General features: G+C 68.9%; 18 protein-coding genes and 2 pseudogenes. 8 read left to right on the forward strand and 12 right to left on the reverse strand.

Translation table 11 applies throughout. The features are described 5' to 3' along the window. Positions 1 to 52 precede the first annotated feature (52 nt). A pseudogene (locus ACI2L3_RS31910) lies at positions 53 to 301 on the forward strand (helicase associated domain-containing protein); the annotation flags it as partial. Positions 302 to 531: 230 nt separating this feature from the next. Here the strand turns inward: ACI2L3_RS31910 and ACI2L3_RS31915 are convergent. The 5 genes from ACI2L3_RS31915 to ACI2L3_RS31935 form a co-directional block, all read right to left on the reverse strand. Further along, complete coding sequence (locus ACI2L3_RS31915) at positions 532 to 1047, reverse strand: hypothetical protein (protein ID WP_404755883.1); 516 nt, start codon at positions 1045 to 1047, stop codon at positions 532 to 534. 295 nt (positions 1048 to 1342) lie between these two features. After that, on the reverse strand, positions 1343 to 1744 hold the full coding sequence (locus tag ACI2L3_RS31920) for a hypothetical protein (RefSeq protein ID WP_404755884.1): 402 nt from the start codon (positions 1742 to 1744) through the stop codon (positions 1343 to 1345). A 127-nt stretch (positions 1745 to 1871) separates the two neighbouring features. Then, entirely contained in the window at positions 1872 to 6305 is a 4434-nt protein-coding gene (locus ACI2L3_RS31925) for a hypothetical protein (protein ID WP_404755885.1), read from the reverse strand. 250 nt (positions 6306 to 6555) lie between these two features. Then, entirely contained in the window at positions 6556 to 7440 is an 885-nt protein-coding gene (locus tag ACI2L3_RS31930) for a hypothetical protein (RefSeq protein WP_404755886.1), read from the reverse strand. A gap of 29 nt (positions 7441 to 7469) precedes the next feature. Then, a complete protein-coding gene (locus tag ACI2L3_RS31935) occupies positions 7470 to 7964 on the reverse strand; it encodes a hypothetical protein (protein ID WP_404755887.1) in 495 nt (164 codons plus the stop codon). 977 nt (positions 7965 to 8941) lie between these two features. Here ACI2L3_RS31935 and ACI2L3_RS31940 point away from each other — a divergent pair. The 4 genes and pseudogenes from ACI2L3_RS31940 to ACI2L3_RS31955 all read left to right on the forward strand — a co-directional run. Then, entirely contained in the window at positions 8942 to 9232 is a 291-nt protein-coding gene (locus ACI2L3_RS31940; protein ID WP_404755888.1) for a DUF6192 family protein, read from the forward strand. A 3-nt stretch (positions 9233 to 9235) separates the two neighbouring features. Beyond that, positions 9236 to 9661 (forward strand): hypothetical protein, encoded by a 426-nt coding sequence (locus tag ACI2L3_RS31945; RefSeq protein WP_404755889.1) that lies wholly within the window; start codon positions 9236 to 9238, stop codon positions 9659 to 9661. Between the two features lie 13 nt (positions 9662 to 9674). Then, positions 9675 to 10007, forward strand: a complete 333-nt coding sequence (locus tag ACI2L3_RS31950) for a transposase (RefSeq protein WP_404755890.1) — start codon at positions 9675 to 9677, stop codon at positions 10005 to 10007. Beyond that, positions 9919 to 10404 (forward strand): annotated as a pseudogene (locus ACI2L3_RS31955) (transposase); the annotation flags it as partial. The gene ACI2L3_RS31950 and the pseudogene ACI2L3_RS31955, both read left to right, overlap by 89 nt. A 102-nt stretch (positions 10405 to 10506) precedes the next feature. On the opposite strand, the gene ACI2L3_RS31960 reads toward ACI2L3_RS31955, so the two are convergent. The 6 genes from ACI2L3_RS31960 to ACI2L3_RS31985 all read right to left on the reverse strand — a co-directional run bounded on the left by ACI2L3_RS31960 (position 10507) and on the right by ACI2L3_RS31985 (position 14402). Next, positions 10507 to 10857, reverse strand: a complete 351-nt coding sequence (locus ACI2L3_RS31960; protein WP_404756024.1) for a hypothetical protein — start codon at positions 10855 to 10857, stop codon at positions 10507 to 10509. Positions 10858 to 10965: 108 nt separating this feature from the next. Further along, positions 10966 to 11775, reverse strand: coding sequence for a hypothetical protein (locus ACI2L3_RS31965; protein ID WP_404755891.1), 810 nt, complete (start codon positions 11773 to 11775; stop codon positions 10966 to 10968). Positions 11776 to 11836: 61 nt separating this feature from the next. After that, positions 11837 to 12130 carry a GNAT family N-acetyltransferase gene (locus tag ACI2L3_RS31970; RefSeq protein WP_404755892.1) on the reverse strand — a complete coding sequence of 98 codons (294 nt, stop codon included), beginning with the start codon at positions 12128 to 12130 and terminating at the stop codon, positions 11837 to 11839. Then, positions 12073 to 12402 carry a hypothetical protein gene (locus tag ACI2L3_RS31975; RefSeq protein ID WP_404755893.1) on the reverse strand — a complete coding sequence of 110 codons (330 nt, stop codon included), beginning with the start codon at positions 12400 to 12402 and terminating at the stop codon, positions 12073 to 12075. The genes ACI2L3_RS31970 and ACI2L3_RS31975 overlap by 58 nt, the downstream gene beginning before the upstream one ends. 111 nt (positions 12403 to 12513) lie before the next feature. Next, on the reverse strand, positions 12514 to 13089 hold the full coding sequence (locus ACI2L3_RS31980) for a GNAT family N-acetyltransferase (RefSeq protein ID WP_404755894.1): 576 nt from the start codon (positions 13087 to 13089) through the stop codon (positions 12514 to 12516). Further along, positions 13086 to 14402 (reverse strand): hypothetical protein, encoded by a 1317-nt coding sequence (locus ACI2L3_RS31985; RefSeq protein ID WP_404755895.1) that lies wholly within the window; start codon positions 14400 to 14402, stop codon positions 13086 to 13088. Before ACI2L3_RS31985 ends, ACI2L3_RS31980 begins: the two co-directional genes overlap by 4 nt. Positions 14403 to 14593: 191 nt before the next feature. Here ACI2L3_RS31985 and ACI2L3_RS31990 point away from each other — a divergent pair, with 191 nt between their 5' ends. The 3 genes from ACI2L3_RS31990 to ACI2L3_RS32000 all read left to right on the forward strand — a co-directional run bounded on the left by ACI2L3_RS31990 (position 14594) and on the right by ACI2L3_RS32000 (position 16305). Continuing rightward, a complete protein-coding gene (locus ACI2L3_RS31990) occupies positions 14594 to 15112 on the forward strand; it encodes a hypothetical protein (protein WP_404755896.1) in 519 nt (172 codons plus the stop codon). After that, positions 15109 to 15516: a restriction endonuclease gene (locus ACI2L3_RS31995; RefSeq protein ID WP_404755897.1), complete on the forward strand. Its 408-nt coding sequence runs from the start codon at positions 15109 to 15111 to the stop codon at positions 15514 to 15516. The genes ACI2L3_RS31990 and ACI2L3_RS31995 overlap by 4 nt, the downstream gene beginning before the upstream one ends. Before the next feature lie 219 nt (positions 15517 to 15735). Next, the gene (locus tag ACI2L3_RS32000) at positions 15736 to 16305 is read left to right on the forward strand and encodes a hypothetical protein (protein ID WP_404755898.1); all 570 of its coding nucleotides are present in this window, start codon (positions 15736 to 15738) and stop codon (positions 16303 to 16305) included. A 100-nt stretch (positions 16306 to 16405) separates the two neighbouring features. On the opposite strand, the gene ACI2L3_RS32005 is transcribed toward ACI2L3_RS32000, so the two are convergent. Further along, entirely contained in the window at positions 16406 to 16804 is a 399-nt protein-coding gene (locus ACI2L3_RS32005) for a hypothetical protein (protein ID WP_404755899.1), read from the reverse strand. Between the last annotated feature and the right edge of the window lie 516 nt (positions 16805 to 17320).

The raw sequence follows: 17320 nt of genomic DNA on the forward strand, positions 1-17320 counted from the left end.
GGCACTCGCCAGCTAAGATCACAAACCGCGCACCTCGCAGGCCGACAAATGGGCCCTCAACTACACCGCCGCCAAGCAGTACTACCAGCGCGAAGGACACCTTCGCGTACCCCGCAAACACATCGAACGGATCATCGTCCCCAGCGGGGACGGGGAGGCGGGCGGCCGCGAGGACGGCGAGGACCAGGAGGAGCGGGAGCTGAAGCTGGGGGCATGGATCAGCAACCAACGCTCACGCGCGACGACCCTCTCCCCCGAACGCGTGGAACAGCTCTCCGCCATCGGCATGCGCTGGGCCTGACCGTGAGCAGGACCGGCTGCCCCCGCCGCTAGGCCGGACCTGCTGCACCGCGTGTGCCGACCGTATCGTGGAGCGTTCATTTTGCGTACCAAGTGCGTACGGATGGCGGTGGGGGCAGTGGGCGGTTATTTTCCCCTTCCGCCCGCCTACTGGCTCATGGCTCCCGGGGTTACCGCAGCCGGGCGGGGAACCTGCCCTGCCCGGCTACCAGGGCCCTGTGTGCAGGTGGCCTACGGGGCTGGCGGATGCGAGGCAGTGAGATACGGGGCGAGTTGGGCTTCAAGGTCTGCGGTGCGTCTGTCGAGGAAGCGGTTGTTCTGTCGGGCACCGGCCAGCCTCTCTTGCACGTGCTGCTTGTCTTGGGTGAGCTGTCGTACTTGCTGCTTCAGGGTGGTGTTCTCGGTGACGATCCGCTGAAGTGACCCTTCAGGGAGATCGTGCTCGAGGTCTCGGATCTTGCCGAGGAGTTCTGCGATGTGGGTGCGCTGGGTGCGGATCTCGCGCTGGGCCTGGGCGAGTGCCTCTTCGGCGTTCAGGGCTCGTTCTCTCCAGGCTGGCTGAGTGCGGCTGTGGCCGTTGGCGGACGCGCCGGGATGGGATGTGCTTGGGCGGGTGGCCTGTTCGATAAGGACTCTGGCCTGCTGGTTTTGATAGAGGAAGGTGCGTGAGACGCGGGCGCCCCAGGGACGGCAGGCCGTGGCGGGCGCGGTGGCGCTGGTCGGCGACGAACCGCTCGGCGTGCTCACGGCGCAGCACGGTGGGGTCGTGGCCGGCGTCGGGGGCATTGGCTTGGAGGAAGACGCCCAGTTCGACGGCGGCGCGGCGCATCTGGTCGAAGGGGGCCTTGGGTGCGGGGGCACTGCGGGGACCGGATGACGTGGGCCCAGGAGTGGGCGGGCATGATGCGCCCGCTACGAAAACTGGCCGTGTCGTGCTAATTGCGGGAGATGCACAACGCCCTGCCCGCAGTGGCCTTCCACGGCCCGGACGAAGTGACCACAGCTGGCGAGGACCTGTACGAGGCGGCAATGCAGATGGCCGTCACACCTCGTAGCCCGCCCGGTGGCGGCGGCACAGAAAGGACACGAAGCGTCCTGCGGCGGTGATCGCTCCGGGGCCAAAGAGAAAGAGGGTCAGGGCGATCATCTCGGTGTCTCCTACGGTGGCCCAGAGGAAGAGCCCCACCATGGCGAGCAGCAGGCAGAGGAGCCAGCCCGCGTACGCCCGCGGCGCCGTTTCCCGATCAAATGGGGGCATCAGCCCCAAGATCGCGCCAATGACCGAGGCGGCCAGGAAAAGCGCGGCGGTACTGATGAACGGGACGAGCAAGAAAGCGAGAAGGGTGATGCCCGCGACGGCTCCGCCCAGCCGGGGCCAACCGCCCTGGCCCACCAGAGCGAGGATGAGCCCCGCCGTGCCCAGCAGCGCGATGATGGCCAGCATGGTGGTCCTCCAGTATGTCCACGGCCCTCGTGTGTGCGTCCTGCCGCGGCAGGCGGCGACGAGACGCGCGCTCGCCTCACGCGCGCGGCTGCTGCCACGCGCGTGAGGCGAGCATGATTTTTCCAGGCTAGCTGCTGTGTTCGGGGGCCCCTTCCAGGTCCTTGTCAGCGCAGAAGTACGCCCGTTTCGGGTTCATACCGGGGTCGGACGGAGGGACCGACGTGATTCCCCATGGGTTTCCGCTGTGGCCGCTGTTGGATGTGCACGAGCCGAACGGGTTGGCCCACAGCGGAGCACCGCTGCCGGGGTCGGGGGCCCGGCTGAACCGCACGAAGTCTCCCGTGATCACGGGTTCCTTGGAGTCGCGGGGACGGCCGTCCAGGTCCATGGCCTGGTTGTTGTGGTACAGGTACTGGTTGGGCATGTGACTGGAGCGCAGCACGGGGCTGTCACCGCGCTTCTTGATCGAGCCGTCCGCGCACGCCTTGAAGTTCAACTCCTGCCAGATGGGCGGTGCCTGGCCGAAGATGGACCCCGTGACGGGCCCGGTCGCGCCACCTGTGTTGAACAGGGCCTGGAATGATTCCGTAGCGATTTTCACGACCCAGGGGGAGAGTCGCTTGTCGTCGTAGACCCGCTGCTGCCAGCGGTCCATGGCCTTCGACGCGGACTTGGCACCGATCATGGGCCGGTATCCGATGGAGCCGCCCGAGGTGTAGAGCGCGGCGACACAGGTGTTGTTGTCGGTGAGTTCCGGTGCCCGGCCCGCGAAGGCGTAGGCGCGGCCCGGCATTACCCCGGTCTTGGTCGGATCCGCCGTGGAGTTGCGGCCGTCGTGCTCGTTGAGGTCCTTGGTCGTGTATGTCAGGTCTGGCGGCTCGATGCCGTAGTCCTGGTGGAGCGCGGTGAAGAACTCCATCAGGTACGGCGGCAGGTGCGTGTCACCTGTGCGGTTGTCGTATTGGACGGCTTGGCTGCCGTCGACGATCTTTCCGTCCTCGCCGACGACGAAGGACACCTTGGCCTTGGAACGGATCTTGTAGCGGCCGTCGTCGGTGTCGAAGTGTGAGGGCTTGGTTGCGCTCGTGGGCCGGTCCTTGTAGCTGTTGGCGAACCCGATCCATCGTGCGAGGCTGCTGCCATCGGGGTGGTTGACCGGATCGGTGCCCGCGCGTTCGATCTCGGTCTTCCACCGCTCCATGACGGCTTTAGTCTTCGGGGCGAGGCAGCTCGCATACAAGTCTGTGCCTTCGCAGTCCTTGATGGAGGCGGTGTCCGAGGCGAGCTTGTGCCCCCAGTCGTAGAGCTTCTGTCGTGTCTCGAACGGTGAGCTGACGATCCAGGAGCTTTTTTCATCGCCGTCGATGTTCTGGTTCTCGTCGAATAGGCCCACCGCGTCCACCGTGTGCTCGGTGTACTTGCCCTTGATGGGGGCCACGGCGATCGCGTCGAAGGCGATGTCCTCGTCTCCGGTGCCGTTGCGTGTGGTGGTGCTCAGCCTTACCTTGGGGGCACCGTCGAACATGTAGGCGCCGAGGTTCACCCAGCGGTTCTTGCCGCCGCCGCCCATGTTCTTCTGATCGATGATCCGGGTCCGGGTGCCCTTGGCTGTTTCGATCTCGTACTTCGCGTACGCGGTGTGGGCTCCGTGATCTGGCAGGTGCACCATGACCTTCGCGGGGCCCTTGATGTCCTTGGTGAACTTCCAGGTGCCGGTGAACTTGAGGCGGTTGCCCTTCTGGTCGTTCTGGCGGGTGTGGCCGAAGTAGAAGTGGGCGCCGAAGCCCGCGCCGAGTTGGTGGAGGTCGACCTTGGCGGGCCACACGGGGACGAGGGTCGTACCGTCGTGGCCGAGGCCGGCCTCCTCCGTCACGAAGTCGAGGCTGAAGCTTCCGTTGTTGGCCAGAGGGGGCATAGAGCACCCTGATCTGACTGGTGTCGTGCCTGCGGGCAGGTCATCGACGATCAGGGCGTTGGCGGGCAGGCCGGTGGTGGTGCAGTTGGGGGGGTAGGCGGTGCCGTCGGGCTCTTCGGCCCAGTCGACGGGGAAGCGGGTGAAGTCGTTGCCGCAGGAGTAGTCGCACTTGTCCTTCCACTTGACCGACTTGTTCCACCAGCACTTGAAGTCGCCGCGCTTGCAGGGCCCCGCGCCGTCCTCGTTTTTCGCCCCGTCACCGATCTTGCCGGGGTCACAGTCGTTGGCGGAGGTGCAGAACGTGTCCTCTGGCGGCTTGACGCGCGCGCGGTTGTACTTGGCTGAGCCCTCGACCTGGGCGCTGCCCTCGGTGCCGTTCCACCATGCGGCGCGGAACGCGGGCACCATCGTGCCGGGAGCTTCCATGAACGCCGGCGGGTGCGCGGCGAAACCGAGGACCTTCTCCTGGTAGGGCCAGTCCTGCGGGTGTGCGGCGTCCGATGCGTCCTCGTCGCCGTTGCTCTTTTCCATGAAGGAGTCGCGTCCGGCGTCCCACTCCGGGTTGGCGGGGTTATTAGCCCAGCCCACGCCCCAGGGCTTGCCGTCGTTCTTGTTCGGGTGGAATCCGGCGTTGTACGCCCACAGGGCGAAGGACCAGTTCTCCAGCTTCGCCGAGTCGCCGTCGTTGACCTTGAGCCCGGCCTTCCTGGTGTCGTTCCACTTGGAGGCCAGGATCTGCAGGCCTGCGGCCACGTTGGCGCTGTAGTCCAGGGCGACAGCACGCTGCTTCTCGTACGGCCAGGCAGTCCCGCCCTTGCCGTGCTCCCGGCCCGCCATCCGCATGTGGTCGGTGACCTGGGTGATGCCGTAGCCGCAGTCGGCTCCGTTCCAGTTCACGTCCCAGTCGTTGTCCGGGTTCCCGTCGTAGTAATCGATGCCGTAATAGTTGCCGATCAGCGGGTTGCCGGTGACGCCGGGCACCGTGGAGCGGGCGGCCTGCCACATGTTGGACTCCTGCGTGGTGACGCCGAGCATCACCTGCGCGGGCACGTTGCCGCCGCCTTCCAGGGTCGGCTTGGGGAAGAGCGTCTGAGGCCTGTAGGCAGGCATGCCCAGGTTCTTCCAGTTCGCCGGGCGGCTGGCGTGCTTGTCGAGGTTGCCGCGAACTGCCTGGTTGACGGCCCATTCGACTTGGCGCGGCTTGGGCTGCGTCGCCTGATTGCGCGGATCGTTGCGGGGTACCGAGCAGACGCGCTCCGACTCCACGATCTCGTTCCGGCCGGAGACGCCGGCCCGAAGGCCCGCGCTGTTCGCGGCCTTGCCGCCGCGGCGTGCCTTGCCGTGCGGAAGCGCGGGGGTGCGCTCGTTGCCCTGGGCGCTGAACAAGGCGCGCCGCTTGCCGGGCTCCACGGTGAACGCGACCTTCTTGCCGCTGTCCAGCGCGGTCAGCTTCACGTTCACGGGGCGGGGGCCGGCTGCCGCGTCGGCGCGGATCAGGGTTCCCTGCCCGTCGGTCCACGCGGTCTCGGTAAGGACCGCCTGACCCCGGGTGGAGACCAGGGCGTCCTTGGGCGTCCCGGCCAGCCTGCGAACCGTCCCGGGCAGCTTCGCGCTCGGCCGGGTCTTGCCCGTGACATAGACGGTACCGCCGCCACGGGTGAGACCGGTTTCGGTCAGCGGGCCTGTGGCCAGCACCTTCGCCCTGTTCTTCGCCAGACGGGGCGTACCGGCCTGACCGGCGGTGATGCGCTTTACCCGAGTCATGGCCGTCGTGCGGCTACCAGGGGCCTCGGAACGGCCCTTGTCCGCCGCGGTGTTCTTGCCGTGCGCCCGCTGCCGGTCCAGGAAGACCAGGCCGCCGTCGGCGTCCGGGGTCAGTCGGTACGGTACGGCGTCCGTGCGCACCAAGGGGGTCTGCTTGCCGTCGCCGTCGACCCGGACCACCTGTGCGCCCGCGGCGGCCATGATCGCGCCGCCCTTCGCGGCTACGGCGGACGTCACCTGCCCCTTGGTCTCGACGGGCTTGGACAGCTTTCCTGTCACCGCGTCCAGCCTGGTGAGCCGGGTGGCGCCCTTCTCCTCCCCGCCGGACTGGGTCAGGACGGCGCTCTCCCCGACGCCGCAGCCCGGGTTGTAGTACGACAGCGATACCTGAAGCGGAAGCTTCGTCACCGCTCCCGTCTCCAACTGCACGACGGCAGCGAACGCACCGCGCGCCATCAACTCGGGCTTGTTGGTGAACGTGCGCGGCGCGTACACCACCACGGCACGCTTCCCCGAGCCGGTGACGCAGGCGTTGCCGATCCAGGCGTCCGTGTCGAACCCCGGCTCGGACAGCGACGCCGTCGTCTTCCAGGCGTAGCCGTCCTTCTCCCGTGCCGTCAGAAGGTGGAAGCCGTGGGCGTCGCTCGTCGTCGCCCAGGCCCGGTCCCCGGACTTCTTGTAGTCGCCGCCCAGCAGGGACTTCCGGTCTCCCGGCGGCACCGTGTCGGGCTGTTCCTTCGCCGGTTTGGGCATCGTGGCTTTTCTGCCGACCGGCGCTTCGGGCGGATCGTCGGCCCAGGCCGCGCCCTGCAGCATTCCCCCCAGCACGGCCCCGGCGGCGATCGCCGCCAGCGGAGCCCGTGCTCTCCTGCCGATTCTCACTTCGTCTCCTCGTCGTGGTGGGTCGCGCGGGCAGCACGACCGCGGCCCCCGCATGCGTGTGGCGCTGCCGGGGCCGGACAGAAAAAGAGAGATACCGGCCGTGGCGGCCGTGTGGTCAAACGGCGACCGGGGCCGGCATCTGTGGCGGGGCCTCCACCGTCATCGCTCGGTGAGGCGGCGAGGGTTCTCCTTCACCCCTCGGTGAAGCAGGCGGAGGATTCGCCTCGGTCCGCCGGAAGAGCGAGGCGCGTCAGACCGCCCTCGCCTTGGCGACCGCGTCCTTCGTCGCCTTGGCGGCGTCGTTGAACTCCTCCAGGTGTTCCGCGATGGCGGCACGCTGGATCTTCGACTCCGCGTCGAACCACGTCCGCTCGACGTCGTGCTCATCGCGGCAGGCAACGTCCGCCTTCGCCGTGGCGATCTCCTCGGGCGTCACCTTCTCCGGGTCGCCGAAGGCGGGGTCGTCACTGGCGTCCAACGGCTGCTTATAGTCGTAGCCCTTGCCCTTCATGCAGGACGACCACTTCGCGAACACCTCGGCGACCTCGGGGACCTCCTTGGACTTCACGAAGGACTCACCGTTGATCTGCTCGACGATGGCGGGTGACTGCGCGTCGGGAACCTTGCCGTCGACCTTCTGCACACAGCCCTTCAGCGTGGCCTCGTCGGCACCCGACTCGTCGACGGCCCCGGTTTCCATCGCCTTGTCGTACGTCTCTTGCTCGCCCTTGTCGGGGTGGTAGCCGCGCTCGGCGGCGAGTTCGCCGTCGTGGAGGCCGTAGCGCCAGTCGGTCAGGGTCTTCCCGCCGAGCTCGGGCAGGTCGGGAGCGGGCTTCCAGGCGTCGAACCCAGCAGCGCTCATGCACTGGTCGATCAGCTCGTCCCGGGACGAGGTGACCACCTTGACCTGCGTCTTCGTCGGCATGTACGACTCAACGGGGAGGCGCCAGGTCGCCGGGTCCTCCGGGTCCCCCACGTAGGCCCGTGCGACCTGCGCCTGGGCGCCGGCGCTCCGCACGCTCGACTCGCGGTCCCCGTCCGATGCGGCCTGACCGGTCGTGAGGTACACGCCACCCACCCCCGCGGCGACCGCGAGGATCCCGACCGGGACAATCGTCTTCCCTATCAGCTTCATGCTCTTTTCCCCCCTCTGCTCCGAGCGCACTACCTGGTCCACTTGAACGACGCGTTGTTCTTGTAGACGTTCCGGAACCAGGCGATGCTCTGACCCGGGTTCATCACGTCCTGCGCGCCCCTGTAGCCGGTGTGGTAGTACACCCGCGCCTTGTACTTGTAGTGCTCGTTCTCACCCGACGCGGCCCGGTTCTTGAGCTTCTTGTTGGAGCCCGGCCACGGATTGCTCGCCCCCTGAGGGCAGAAGCGCAGCGCGGACGTGACCCCCACGACCCCATCCGGCACGTCATTGAAGTTGTAGACGCTGTGGCCGATGTTCCGATAAACCCCGTTCTGGCCGCGCTCGTACCACAGATGGAGCTTGAACTTCGAGGAGGAGGGGTGCTTGCACGCCTGCGGACTGTAGAGATTGTCCGTGTCGAGGGCGACGGCGGTGGGGCCCCCGGCACCGAGGACGACGGCCGCGAGGCCCGACGCCAGCGCGACGCCTATCCCCAGCCTCCGCGTTCTCGTTTCCCTGCACATGCAGTGTCCTTTCAGCACCCATCGCCTGCGGTGAGTGCTCGTTCAGCGGTCGGAATCGCTGACGGCCGTGAGGAACCTGGCCCCCGGCAGGCGGTGAAGTCCCGTGGTCACCCCGACCTCAGCGATCTGCACGCTCCAAAAAGTTTTGCTATGGGAACGTACGAACGATCACCCTAGGCGTGGCGGGACACCGACAACAGTCCGGGCATCTCCCTTGGCTCATTTGCGCACTGGGGCCTCAGGAGTCCGCGCGAGGCACCCCCACCCGGCACTCCAAGCAACCCTTGCGAACCCCGCACATCGACAGGTTCGGTGAAGATCACGTGCCCAAGACGCTGAACGGCTTTAGGTTGGCCTGAACCAATCAGAGGCGTGCCCCTCGGGCGGGGAGCAACCCTAACCAGGTAGGTCAAGATGAAGCCGCGAGGGGAGCGGCACTGCCCTGCCCCCACCGGGAAGTACTCACGGCCACTCCACCGCGAACTCGCGACCATTTCGACTTCACGCCTGCTTCACAAGTTCGCACCATGCGCGGGGGCCTTGGCTCCGAAGTATGCGGAACACCTGCGCGGCGAGACCTCTCATGCCGGTCACGGAAGGAAGACGGCGACTACCCTCACGCTGATGACCCGCTTACGCGACCGTTAGTTGATGGCACAAGCAAATCTGTTACCTAGCAGAGAACGCCTCTTACCTGGACTGGGTCGTTCACCGCTCCCGGGGAGGGGCACGAGTAGACGGTAGGTCCACGACTCCCTGACTGGCGTTCGGCCCCCTGACCCAGTGGACGTGGGGCATCGTGTCGGTGCGCACCGTCGGGTGGTCTCAGTGGCCGGCTTCCCGGCCTCGGTGCGATCCGGGTTGCTGAGGGCGGAGCGCCTGCTGATCTTCCTCGTGCACTGAGTGCGGTGTCTTGGCCTCGTCACGATGCGCGCAGTGGACCATCGCCGTGCGGGCCCTGTCGACCGCCGCGGTGAATGCCTCCCCGAGACGATGCAGGCGCTGGGTGGGGCAGCGAGCGAGAGCTGGACGTCGTCCTGGTGGAGCTGGAGCTGGTGGCCGAGGTCGGCGTCGATGGCGCGCGTGATAAGGCTGGACGGTGGAGGCACGCCGCCAGGTTCCACCGCCCCCGCCCCGACCTCACTCCCGAACGTATCCCACGCAGGATGGCCCGGGTCCGCGCCGCGGCCGACTGGCTGGAGGGGGCGCTCGAGCACGGCGAGTTCACCCTGGACGAGCAGCTGACCCAGCTCCTGAAGGGCGAGTAGGCCATGGGGCGGCGCCCGGCGGCGCAGCCGCTGTCCGAGCACTACGGCGACCTGGTCCGCGTCGCGCTGATGGAGGCCAGGCCCGCGGGCCTGCACACCTACCAGCTCATGTCCGCCACCCGTATCACCCGCTCCCAGGTCGCCCGGGGAGTGCGCCATCTGCGTGACGTCGGGGCGGCCGAGCACCTCACCCCGATCATCTGGCGGCGCAAGGACGGCTACATGTTCTCCGACGACCCCGCGGACTGGATCGAGTACGAGAAGAAGCAGCTGGCCCAGATCCTGGGTCGGCTGACCCGGATGATCACGGGGACGCTCGATCCCCATCTGGCCCGCTACCCCGATGACGAGTGGGCCCAGCTGGTCACCGACCAGCTGACCGGCGTCCGCTCCACCCTCGCCCAGCTCTCCAAGCCGTCCCGCTCCTGACACGAGTCCTGCCATGCCGAACGGTGTCCGTCACCGGACCCGCCGCTATCCCTCCGACACCACCATCGCCGAATGGGCCCTGCTCGAACCCCTGTTGCCCATCGAGGCAAGCCAGACCAAGACCGGCGGACGCCCCGAGAAGTGGCCCCGCCGGCAGATCGTGGACGCGATCCGCTACCTGCTCGACAACGGGGCGAATGGAGGGCCCTACCTGCGGACTTCCCGCCCTGTCAGACCGTCTACGGGTTTTTTGCGCGATGGAACCGGGCCGCGGTCGTCACCTTCATCTGGGACCAGTTGCGCCGTCATATCCGCACGGGCAAGGGCCGCTGCCCGTTCCCGGTGACACTGATCGTCGCTCCCAGTCGGTGAAGGCGGCCTCCACCGTCGGCCGGGACAGCCGTGGATACGATGCGGGCAAAAGGATCAATGGGCGCAAAAGACACCTCGTGGTCGACACCCTGGGCCTGCCCGTGATGATCACGGTGACGGCCGGAGATGTCCGCGACGAGATCATCGCCCGCGACCTCCTCTGGCGCCTGCGGCTCACCCACCCGCAGATCACCCAGGTCTGGGCGGACTCCGCCTACGCCCGCGACCTGCTGCCCGCCTCGACTGCGGACCAGTTGTGGATGTCCCTGCGGCCCGTGCTGCGACCCAAGGGCATCCGCGGGTTCCTCGTCCTGCCTCGGCGTTGGAAGGTCGAGCGCTCCTTTGCCTGGATCATGAACGCGCGCCGCAATGCGCGGGACTATGAGCGCTTGCCCCAGCATGCCGAAGCGCACCTGAACTGGGCATTCATCACCCTCATGACCCGGCGCCTGGCCCGAAAAGGCTCGGCATGGTCAGCGACCACCCATGAGGAACAGGGCCGACGCCGGGTTGGCGAGGCTCTTGGCCAGCTGCTTGCTGCCAGCCGCGACGGTCCGGAGCTCCGCAGCGGTCGTGGCCACCTCCTCTTTCGGGTCGCCCTGCTCCACCGTGACCTTGTTGTTCTTGGCCAGCAGCTCCAGGACGTCGGCAGTCTGCTCGAACGCCTGCGGGAGCCGCTCGACCAACGACTTCAGCGCCTGCGTAGCCTCCGACAGCGCGGGCGCCGACAGGTCGTTCCTGTCATCTAGCACCGCGCGGTTGAACTCTTCGATCAGGTCCCGGGCCTGACGAACCAACGTCGCCGGATCCTGCTTCACCGCCATGCGCTCGCTCCTCGACGCTGGAATGGTGGCCCTCAGTCTCCCAGAGCGAGAACGGCGACTATGACGGTTCTCCCCCGCTCGCCGGGCCCCAGCCCTCCAGGAAGGTGGTCAGGCCGCGGCGTTGCTCTTCTTCGCGGGCGATCTGCCGGGCGAGGACGTCGCGGTCGACGTACGGGGCGACGGCAGCGAGGACCAGGTGCTGGAGTTCGTCCGGATCCAGCGCCTCCACCTCCCACTGCACTGGGCGGCGGGGTTGAACCCGTATCGGCGGGCGAAGGCTGGCCAGCGCGGGTTGCCGTGCTTACCTTCGGTCGCGGGCAGTTCGTAGGCGCGGACCTGCTCGTAAGTGAGCAGGACCCGTTCCGTCCGGCTCCAGCAGTCGGTGCGCGCCACCCAGTCCCGCTCGATGTCCTCGCCCGAGCAGTCGAAGTCGCCGACGACCAGGAGCACGGCGTCGCGCGGGTCGGCGGTGACGCGGTCGTGGACGATGTCGGCGTATGACTGCGAGCCGAAGCCGCGGACCACCAGCACCGGGATGCCCGCAGGAGCGAGCCAGCCGGTCAGCTGCTGGCGCAGGGTGTCCTTCTCCGCCGCGACGTACAGCGCGTGCCCCTGACCCTCGGTGCGGTCCAGCCGGAACCAGTCGGGTATCTCCGCGACGAACGCATCCGCGCCCGCCCAGGAGGGCGGGACGTGGATCTCCCGGACCGTGTCGATCAGGTCGGGGAACCGGCCCTCCCGGCGGGCTCTGGCCAGCTGCGCGGACAAGCGGCGGTACATCGGCGGCGTGTGCGGCAACACGCCTTCGGCGGCCAAGCGGTACATGACCTGGCGCAACGTCACGGCACTCTCGTAGCTGTGCACGATCTGACGGGCCCGGTCCACCACGGCCGGCCACCGGATCCGCTCCCGGGCCATACCGGTACTTGTACCCTTCTACGCCTCCCGGATGGGAGTGTGTGCCGCCACGTGCGTGCGGTCATCGCGGGCCGTCCTGGCCGGGCAGCGGGAGCAGCATGGCGTGGAACAGCGGTGCGTCGGGGATGTGGGGGCGGAGGTCTCCGAGGGTCTGCCATCCCCAGCTCTCGTACAATGCGTGGACCTTGGGGTGACTCTGGTTGACCAGGAGCATAGCCCGTTCCTCGGTGCGCGTGTTGAGCAGTGCGTCGTGCAGGCGGCGGGCGGTGCCGGTCTTGCGCCAGGGTTCGCGGACCATCAGCTCGGAGAGGGCGTAGGTACGGGTGCCGGTCTCGGCGACGACGTCGGCGGGCACCTCGGTGAGCAGTCCGCGCCACCACCGGGCGTCCCTGGGCAGGGTGCGCCATAGGCGTAGCCGACCGCCTGGCCGTCGTCGGTGTAGCCGATGACGCAGCTCCAGCCGGGCCGCTGCGACCATCCGTCCAGGCCCTCGGCGAACCGGTCGACGGAGGCGAACGGATCGTCCTCGGCGGCCTTCGCGTAGACCTCGGCGTACACCTGCAAGAGCAGCGGGCGCAGCTCGGCGGCGTCGCGGTGGTCGTAATGCCGTATGTCGATCTCGGTCACGGGTCTCCTGGGCGGTGGCGAGGGTGTGGTGGACGGCGGCGAGCCGGTCGCTGCTGTGCCATACCGGTACTTGTGCGGGTGGTGGTCACGCCAGGCCACCGCCCATCGCGGTCACTGTGCGGCGGCCGCGCGGTCGACCTGGAGGAGGAGTAGGTCGTAGACGGGGCCGCCGGGTTCGTTGCGGTAGGGGCCCGCGTACGTATAACCGAGGCGGTCGTACAGGGTGCGACCAGCGGTGTTGTCCGGCCGGACCAAGAGTGAGGCGTAGTCGGGGTTGATGGCCTTGAGCAGGGCGGCGTGGAGACGGGAGCCGATGCCCTGGGACTGGCGGGCGGGGGTGACGGCGAGCTCGCACAGGCCCATGAGGCGGCCCGCGCGCACCTGCTCCGGAATGTCGGGCAAGAGTTCGCGGCCGTACCAGTACTCGGGAGTGCACGGGAAGGCGTAGCCGAAGCCGACCATGGTCCCGCTCGCGTACGCGGTGACCAGCGTGAAGCCCTCGTGGCGCAGGTGGCCCATGACCTGGCGGCGCAGTGCGGGAGCGGACAGGCCGTCGGTGGAACCGCCTGGCGTGTCGACGAGTTCGGGGTGCGCATCGGCCCAGAGGCCCGCGATCGTGTCGAGCAGCGGCGGAACTTGCCCGGGGCCGTAGGTGCGGATCACGACGTCGGTGCGAGTGCTGGTCACGCCCGTCCTCCTCCGGTGGCAGCGGTAGTGCGGTACTCCTCGATCCAGTCGGCGACCGCGGGGACACGGCCGTGGCGCTGGAGTGCGCCAGCGACGTTGTGCAAGGACTGCAGCAGGCGGTCGGAGCGCACTTCGGGGAGGAACACAAGGACGCGGCCTGCGGCTTCGGCGGCTGCTTCGGGCTCGGGCCGGTCCCTCACCGCATGTTGGATGGCGACGTCGGCCGTATACAGGGCGTGATTGCGGGCGAAGTGGTCGCCGTGCAGGAGTACGGCCTGCTCGGCCCCAGCGGCAGCGCGTTCGTGCTGGCCGAGGTCGGCACGGGCGAGCGATTCAAGACCCGCGAGCTCGCCGGGGGCGTAGAAGGAGAGCCACGGAGGATCGGCCTCGCAGGGGTCTTTGGCGTAGAAGGTGTGTGCCTTGACGATCGCCTGGTCGGTGGCGGCGGCGTCGCCCATCAGTGCCCAGCCGCCGGCCTCGCGCATCTGGAACAGGGAGAGCAGCCGCGCAGAGCCGAGGCTCTTGGCAACGGCCATGGCGCCCTGCGCGGCGGAGATCGCCTCACGCGGCCGCCCCTGCGCCTTCGCCAACAAGGAGGGGCAGCCGAAGGCGTGCGCCTCGAGCTCGGGGTCGCCTGCGATCCTCGCCGCGGCAAGGGCCTCGCCGTACAGCGAGTGGGCGTCCCCGGCCCGGCCGGAGTCGTAGGAGAGCCACCCGGCGGCAACCGCCAGGCCACCCGTCGCGGAGCGCAGCTTCGCCTCGGTGCGGCTGGTGTACGTACCGGACTGGAGCCACTGGTAGGCAGTGTGCAGCGCCTCGGAGGCGGCCTGGCGCAGCGGCGCGGAGCCGTGGTCGTGGTCCTTGACATACAAGGTGGAGACGGCCGCCTTAACGGCGCGTACCTCGCTCGCGCCGATCCGCCCCGGCGTCTGCCCCGTGCTGAGCGGGACCGCCAGGACGATGCCCGCTCCGTCGCTCAGGAAGGAGCGTCGCTCCACACCGTCCTCCTCCGCCCCGTACGGTCCGGCGGCGGGCAGTACGGACACCGTGGTGGTCGACAGGCGGAAGCCGAGGTCCGCCATGCTCCGTCCGCCGGTCATCTTGGTCAGGATGCGCTGGTACACCGCGCGGGGACAGCCGACCTTCCCGTCCTCCCAGTCCGCCACCAGCCGCGTGCCGCAGGCGACGTTCTCGCCCATCTCGCGGGCGAGGGTGTTGACCCGCTTGGCGAACTCGCTCCGGCTCTTCTGGAGTTCGAGAACGCGGACAGCACGCAGCCGGTCGTTGGGCAGGGGCTTTGGAGAGTCGGCCATGACGGCTCCGCGTCCGCGTTGGACGGGTGCGGCGACCGTACCGCTCCCTGCTGTTCTGCTGCCCGGTCTTGGCCACAGTTCACCCGGCTCCGACGGACTTACATCGCTCTTTCATCGGTCCCCCGTCGCACCCACGGGGCCGGTGCTGCTTGCGTGGAGGGTGACGTGACGACTGATCAGGGGAGAGCGCCGTGGCGAACACACCCGCCGCCGGCCAGACGGCGAAGAAGAAGAGGGCCAAGCCTCCGGCGCCGACCTGGCACGAGCTGGCCAAGGCCAGTGCCGACAAGGAGCTCCGGTGGCAGCGTGCCAGGATGCGCACTCAGTGGCTGGCGTGCGGCGCGGGCTCGGGCTCAGGCTGGGATGTGGTCTCCGTCGAGCCGATGGCGGCCGGACTGGACGCACTCACCGCTATGGGTGCGGGCACCCGCCGCGGCTACTGGGTCATCGCCGACCACCTGCGCGACCGCCTGTACGTCGCGGTGCCGGCCGGACCGGGTGACCTCTTCCAGGACATCGACGGCGTGCGGCTGCTGTCCCAGGGCCACCAGCTGCTCATCCCCAGCACGTGCGCGGACACCACGATCTCGGCGGACTGGATCAGCCACCCGCGCGGCAGCCAGCCGCCCATCCTGGTCGACGCCGCACGGTTCGCCGCCCACCTGCGGGACGCCGATACGCCCACCCCCCAGGAAACACCGAGGCCATGAGCAACCGTCACAGTGTGCTGTACGACCCCGACGGGCGCATCGAAGCAGAGGTGCCGCTCGATCGCACCACACACGAGCGCCTCGTCCGTGCAGTGCTGGCCTGGTCCGACACGGACGTGCCGCGGCCCGACGACTACGAACAAGTCGGGCTGCTACTCGCCGGAGCCACCCGCGCGGTCGCCGACGACGTCCGCACGCTCGCCGCCAGGCTGCCCGAGGACGACGGCCGCCGGCTGTTCGCCGAATTCGTCGTGGGCCAAGCCGACGACTACCTGGCGCGGCCCTCGCGGACCCTGCTCCGCGTCAGGGACCGGGCCCGCACGCTGCGGGCCTTGTACGAGCGGCTGGACCGCCTCCACGACACCGCTCCTGCTGCGGAGGCGACCACCACGGCCTCCTCTTGATCGTCGCCCGGCGCCGCCTCCCCCGTCGGCTCCGGGCGACCCTCACGAAGCCCTCGGCGCCCGCTGTACGCCAGCAAGTCGCCGAGGGCTTCCCTTGTCTTCCCCCTCCCCTGGCGAGGCCGCACCGATCGACCCCGGCTGGGACGGAGTCTGAGCTGTCCGGGTGACCGGGGGCCACGACTCCGGTGTCGGAAGGTGCGGCCCCCTTACCGTGCGGCCATGGACTACCCCCCGATGCCCGAGCCGCTGCGCCGGGCGATTCACGACCTGGTCTCCGAAGGCGTGCAATGCGGCCAGGAGGTACTGCGGTACACCGAGCCCGATCAGGCGCACACGTGGAAGCGGATGACGCTGTACCGGGCCACGGACGCGGCGGACACCATGAACATGGTGGCCATGCTGATCGCCGCGTACTGCGAGCGCACAGGCATGGCCGCCGACACGCTGCAGGGCTACCTTCAGGTTGGGCAGCAGGAGCTCCGGTCCGCCGGCCCCCAGGACGACGACCGCGCGCACGTGGCTGGCCTGGTGGGTGAGGCGCTCTCGTCCGAGGCGATGCAGGCGCCGGGGAACCGGATGCGGCACCACCGAGGCCAGCGTCAGGCCGAGCAGGCACAGCACCCCGAGGACGATCCGCAGAAGCTGTTCACCGAGGCGTGCCTGCACGGGCTGAAGGCGAAGCTGTGTGACGACGTCGACTCGCTGGACAGCTACCTGCCGCCGCAGGTAGCCGCGATGGCCCGGCGGGTGGCCGACGCACTCGAAGTGCCGGAGCTGGCCGCGACGTAACGGCGCAGTCGCGCCGTCGTTGGACAGCGCGACTCCAAGAGTCGGGCCCCGGGGATGTCATGGCTGATTCCCCGGGGCCCGTGGTGTGTCCGGCGCTCGGTCAGCTCTGGGTGTCGTCCGGGTCGGTGAGCCAGGTGACGACGTCGGCGTCGGTCATCCAGATCGCCTGCGTCTCGTGCACCTCGCCGTGCTGGATGACGTGGCCGCGGCCCCCGTGCTTGCTCGGCTTCGGCGCGGGGCCGGCGATCGGGGCGAGGCGCTGCCAGGTGGTGGCGGAGACCCAGGCCAGGATCACCGTGCCGAACATCTCGTGCGACGCGGCCCCGAGGATGCTGGGGGCGGGCGTGCCGTTGAGGATGACGTGGACGCGGGCGGCGCGTCCGGTCCACAGCGCGGCCTCGAGGGCGGTGACGGCCGGGGACATGTGCGGGTCGTCCTTGTCGCGGAACGTCTCCCAGTAGCGGGCGAGCTGGCGCAGCGCGTGATAGGCGCTGTCCACCGACACGATTAGCCGAGGCGCGGCCTCGAGCTCGGTGTCGGTGAGGGTGAGGCGGCGCGCCAGTTCTTCCCCGAGGCCGACCAGAGCGTCGTGGATGCCAGCGACGCTCCCGCGGTGGGTGACGGTCGGGCAGGCCCCTCGCCCACAGGTGGGAGATCCGCTTGGGGTCGAGGACCAGGGCGTGGGCGCCCTGGTGGAGGAACTGGGCGGTCAGGGAGCGCAGCACGGTGGTGCTGCCGCCGCCGGTGCCGGTGCAGACCAGGATGTGCGGCGCGTGGTCGACGTTGACGGCGATCGCCGTTCCGTCGGTGCCGATGCCGATGAGTGCCGTCGACGCGGGCAGCGCCTCCAATTGCTCGCGCAGGCCGGGGTCGGTGAAGTGCAGCACCTGCGGGAGCGCGGTCGTGTTCGTCATGGTGCGGTGTTCCTTATCTGTGCCGTGCCCGGTGAACCGGGCGCTTACCAGGTGGGGGGATCGTGTCGGCAGACCCGGACAGGGCCCGATAAGGCCGATTC

Origin of the sequence: Streptomyces sp. NPDC029674 (assembly GCF_044903205.1) — a bacterium.
Classification (GTDB): Bacteria; Actinomycetota; Actinomycetes; order Streptomycetales; family Streptomycetaceae; genus Streptomyces.

Bases quoted from the DNA above. Each gene is read 5' to 3' on its own strand.
- ACI2L3_RS31920 (WP_404755884.1), bottom strand. From the start codon at position 1,744: ATGCTGGCCATCATCGCGCTGCTGGGCACGGCGGGGCTCATCCTCGCT.
- ACI2L3_RS31930 (WP_404755886.1), bottom strand. From the start codon at position 7,440: ATGAAGCTGATAGGGAAGACGATTGTCCCGGTCGGGATCCTCGCGGTC.
- ACI2L3_RS31935 (WP_404755887.1), bottom strand. From the start codon at position 7,964: ATGTGCAGGGAAACGAGAACGCGGAGGCTGGGGATAGGCGTCGCGCTG.
- ACI2L3_RS31940 (WP_404755888.1), top strand. From the start codon at position 8,942: ATGCCTCCCCGAGACGATGCAGGCGCTGGGTGGGGCAGCGAGCGAGAG.
- ACI2L3_RS31945 (WP_404755889.1), top strand. From the start codon at position 9,236: ATGGGGCGGCGCCCGGCGGCGCAGCCGCTGTCCGAGCACTACGGCGAC.
- ACI2L3_RS31950 (WP_404755890.1), top strand. From the start codon at position 9,675: ATGCCGAACGGTGTCCGTCACCGGACCCGCCGCTATCCCTCCGACACC.
- ACI2L3_RS31960 (WP_404756024.1), bottom strand. From the start codon at position 10,857: ATGGCGGTGAAGCAGGATCCGGCGACGTTGGTTCGTCAGGCCCGGGAC.
- ACI2L3_RS31965 (WP_404755891.1), bottom strand. From the start codon at position 11,775: ATGGCCCGGGAGCGGATCCGGTGGCCGGCCGTGGTGGACCGGGCCCGT.
- ACI2L3_RS31985 (WP_404755895.1), bottom strand. From the start codon at position 14,402: ATGGCCGACTCTCCAAAGCCCCTGCCCAACGACCGGCTGCGTGCTGTC.
- ACI2L3_RS31995 (WP_404755897.1), top strand. From the start codon at position 15,109: ATGAGCAACCGTCACAGTGTGCTGTACGACCCCGACGGGCGCATCGAA.
- ACI2L3_RS32000 (WP_404755898.1), top strand. From the start codon at position 15,736: ATGGACTACCCCCCGATGCCCGAGCCGCTGCGCCGGGCGATTCACGAC.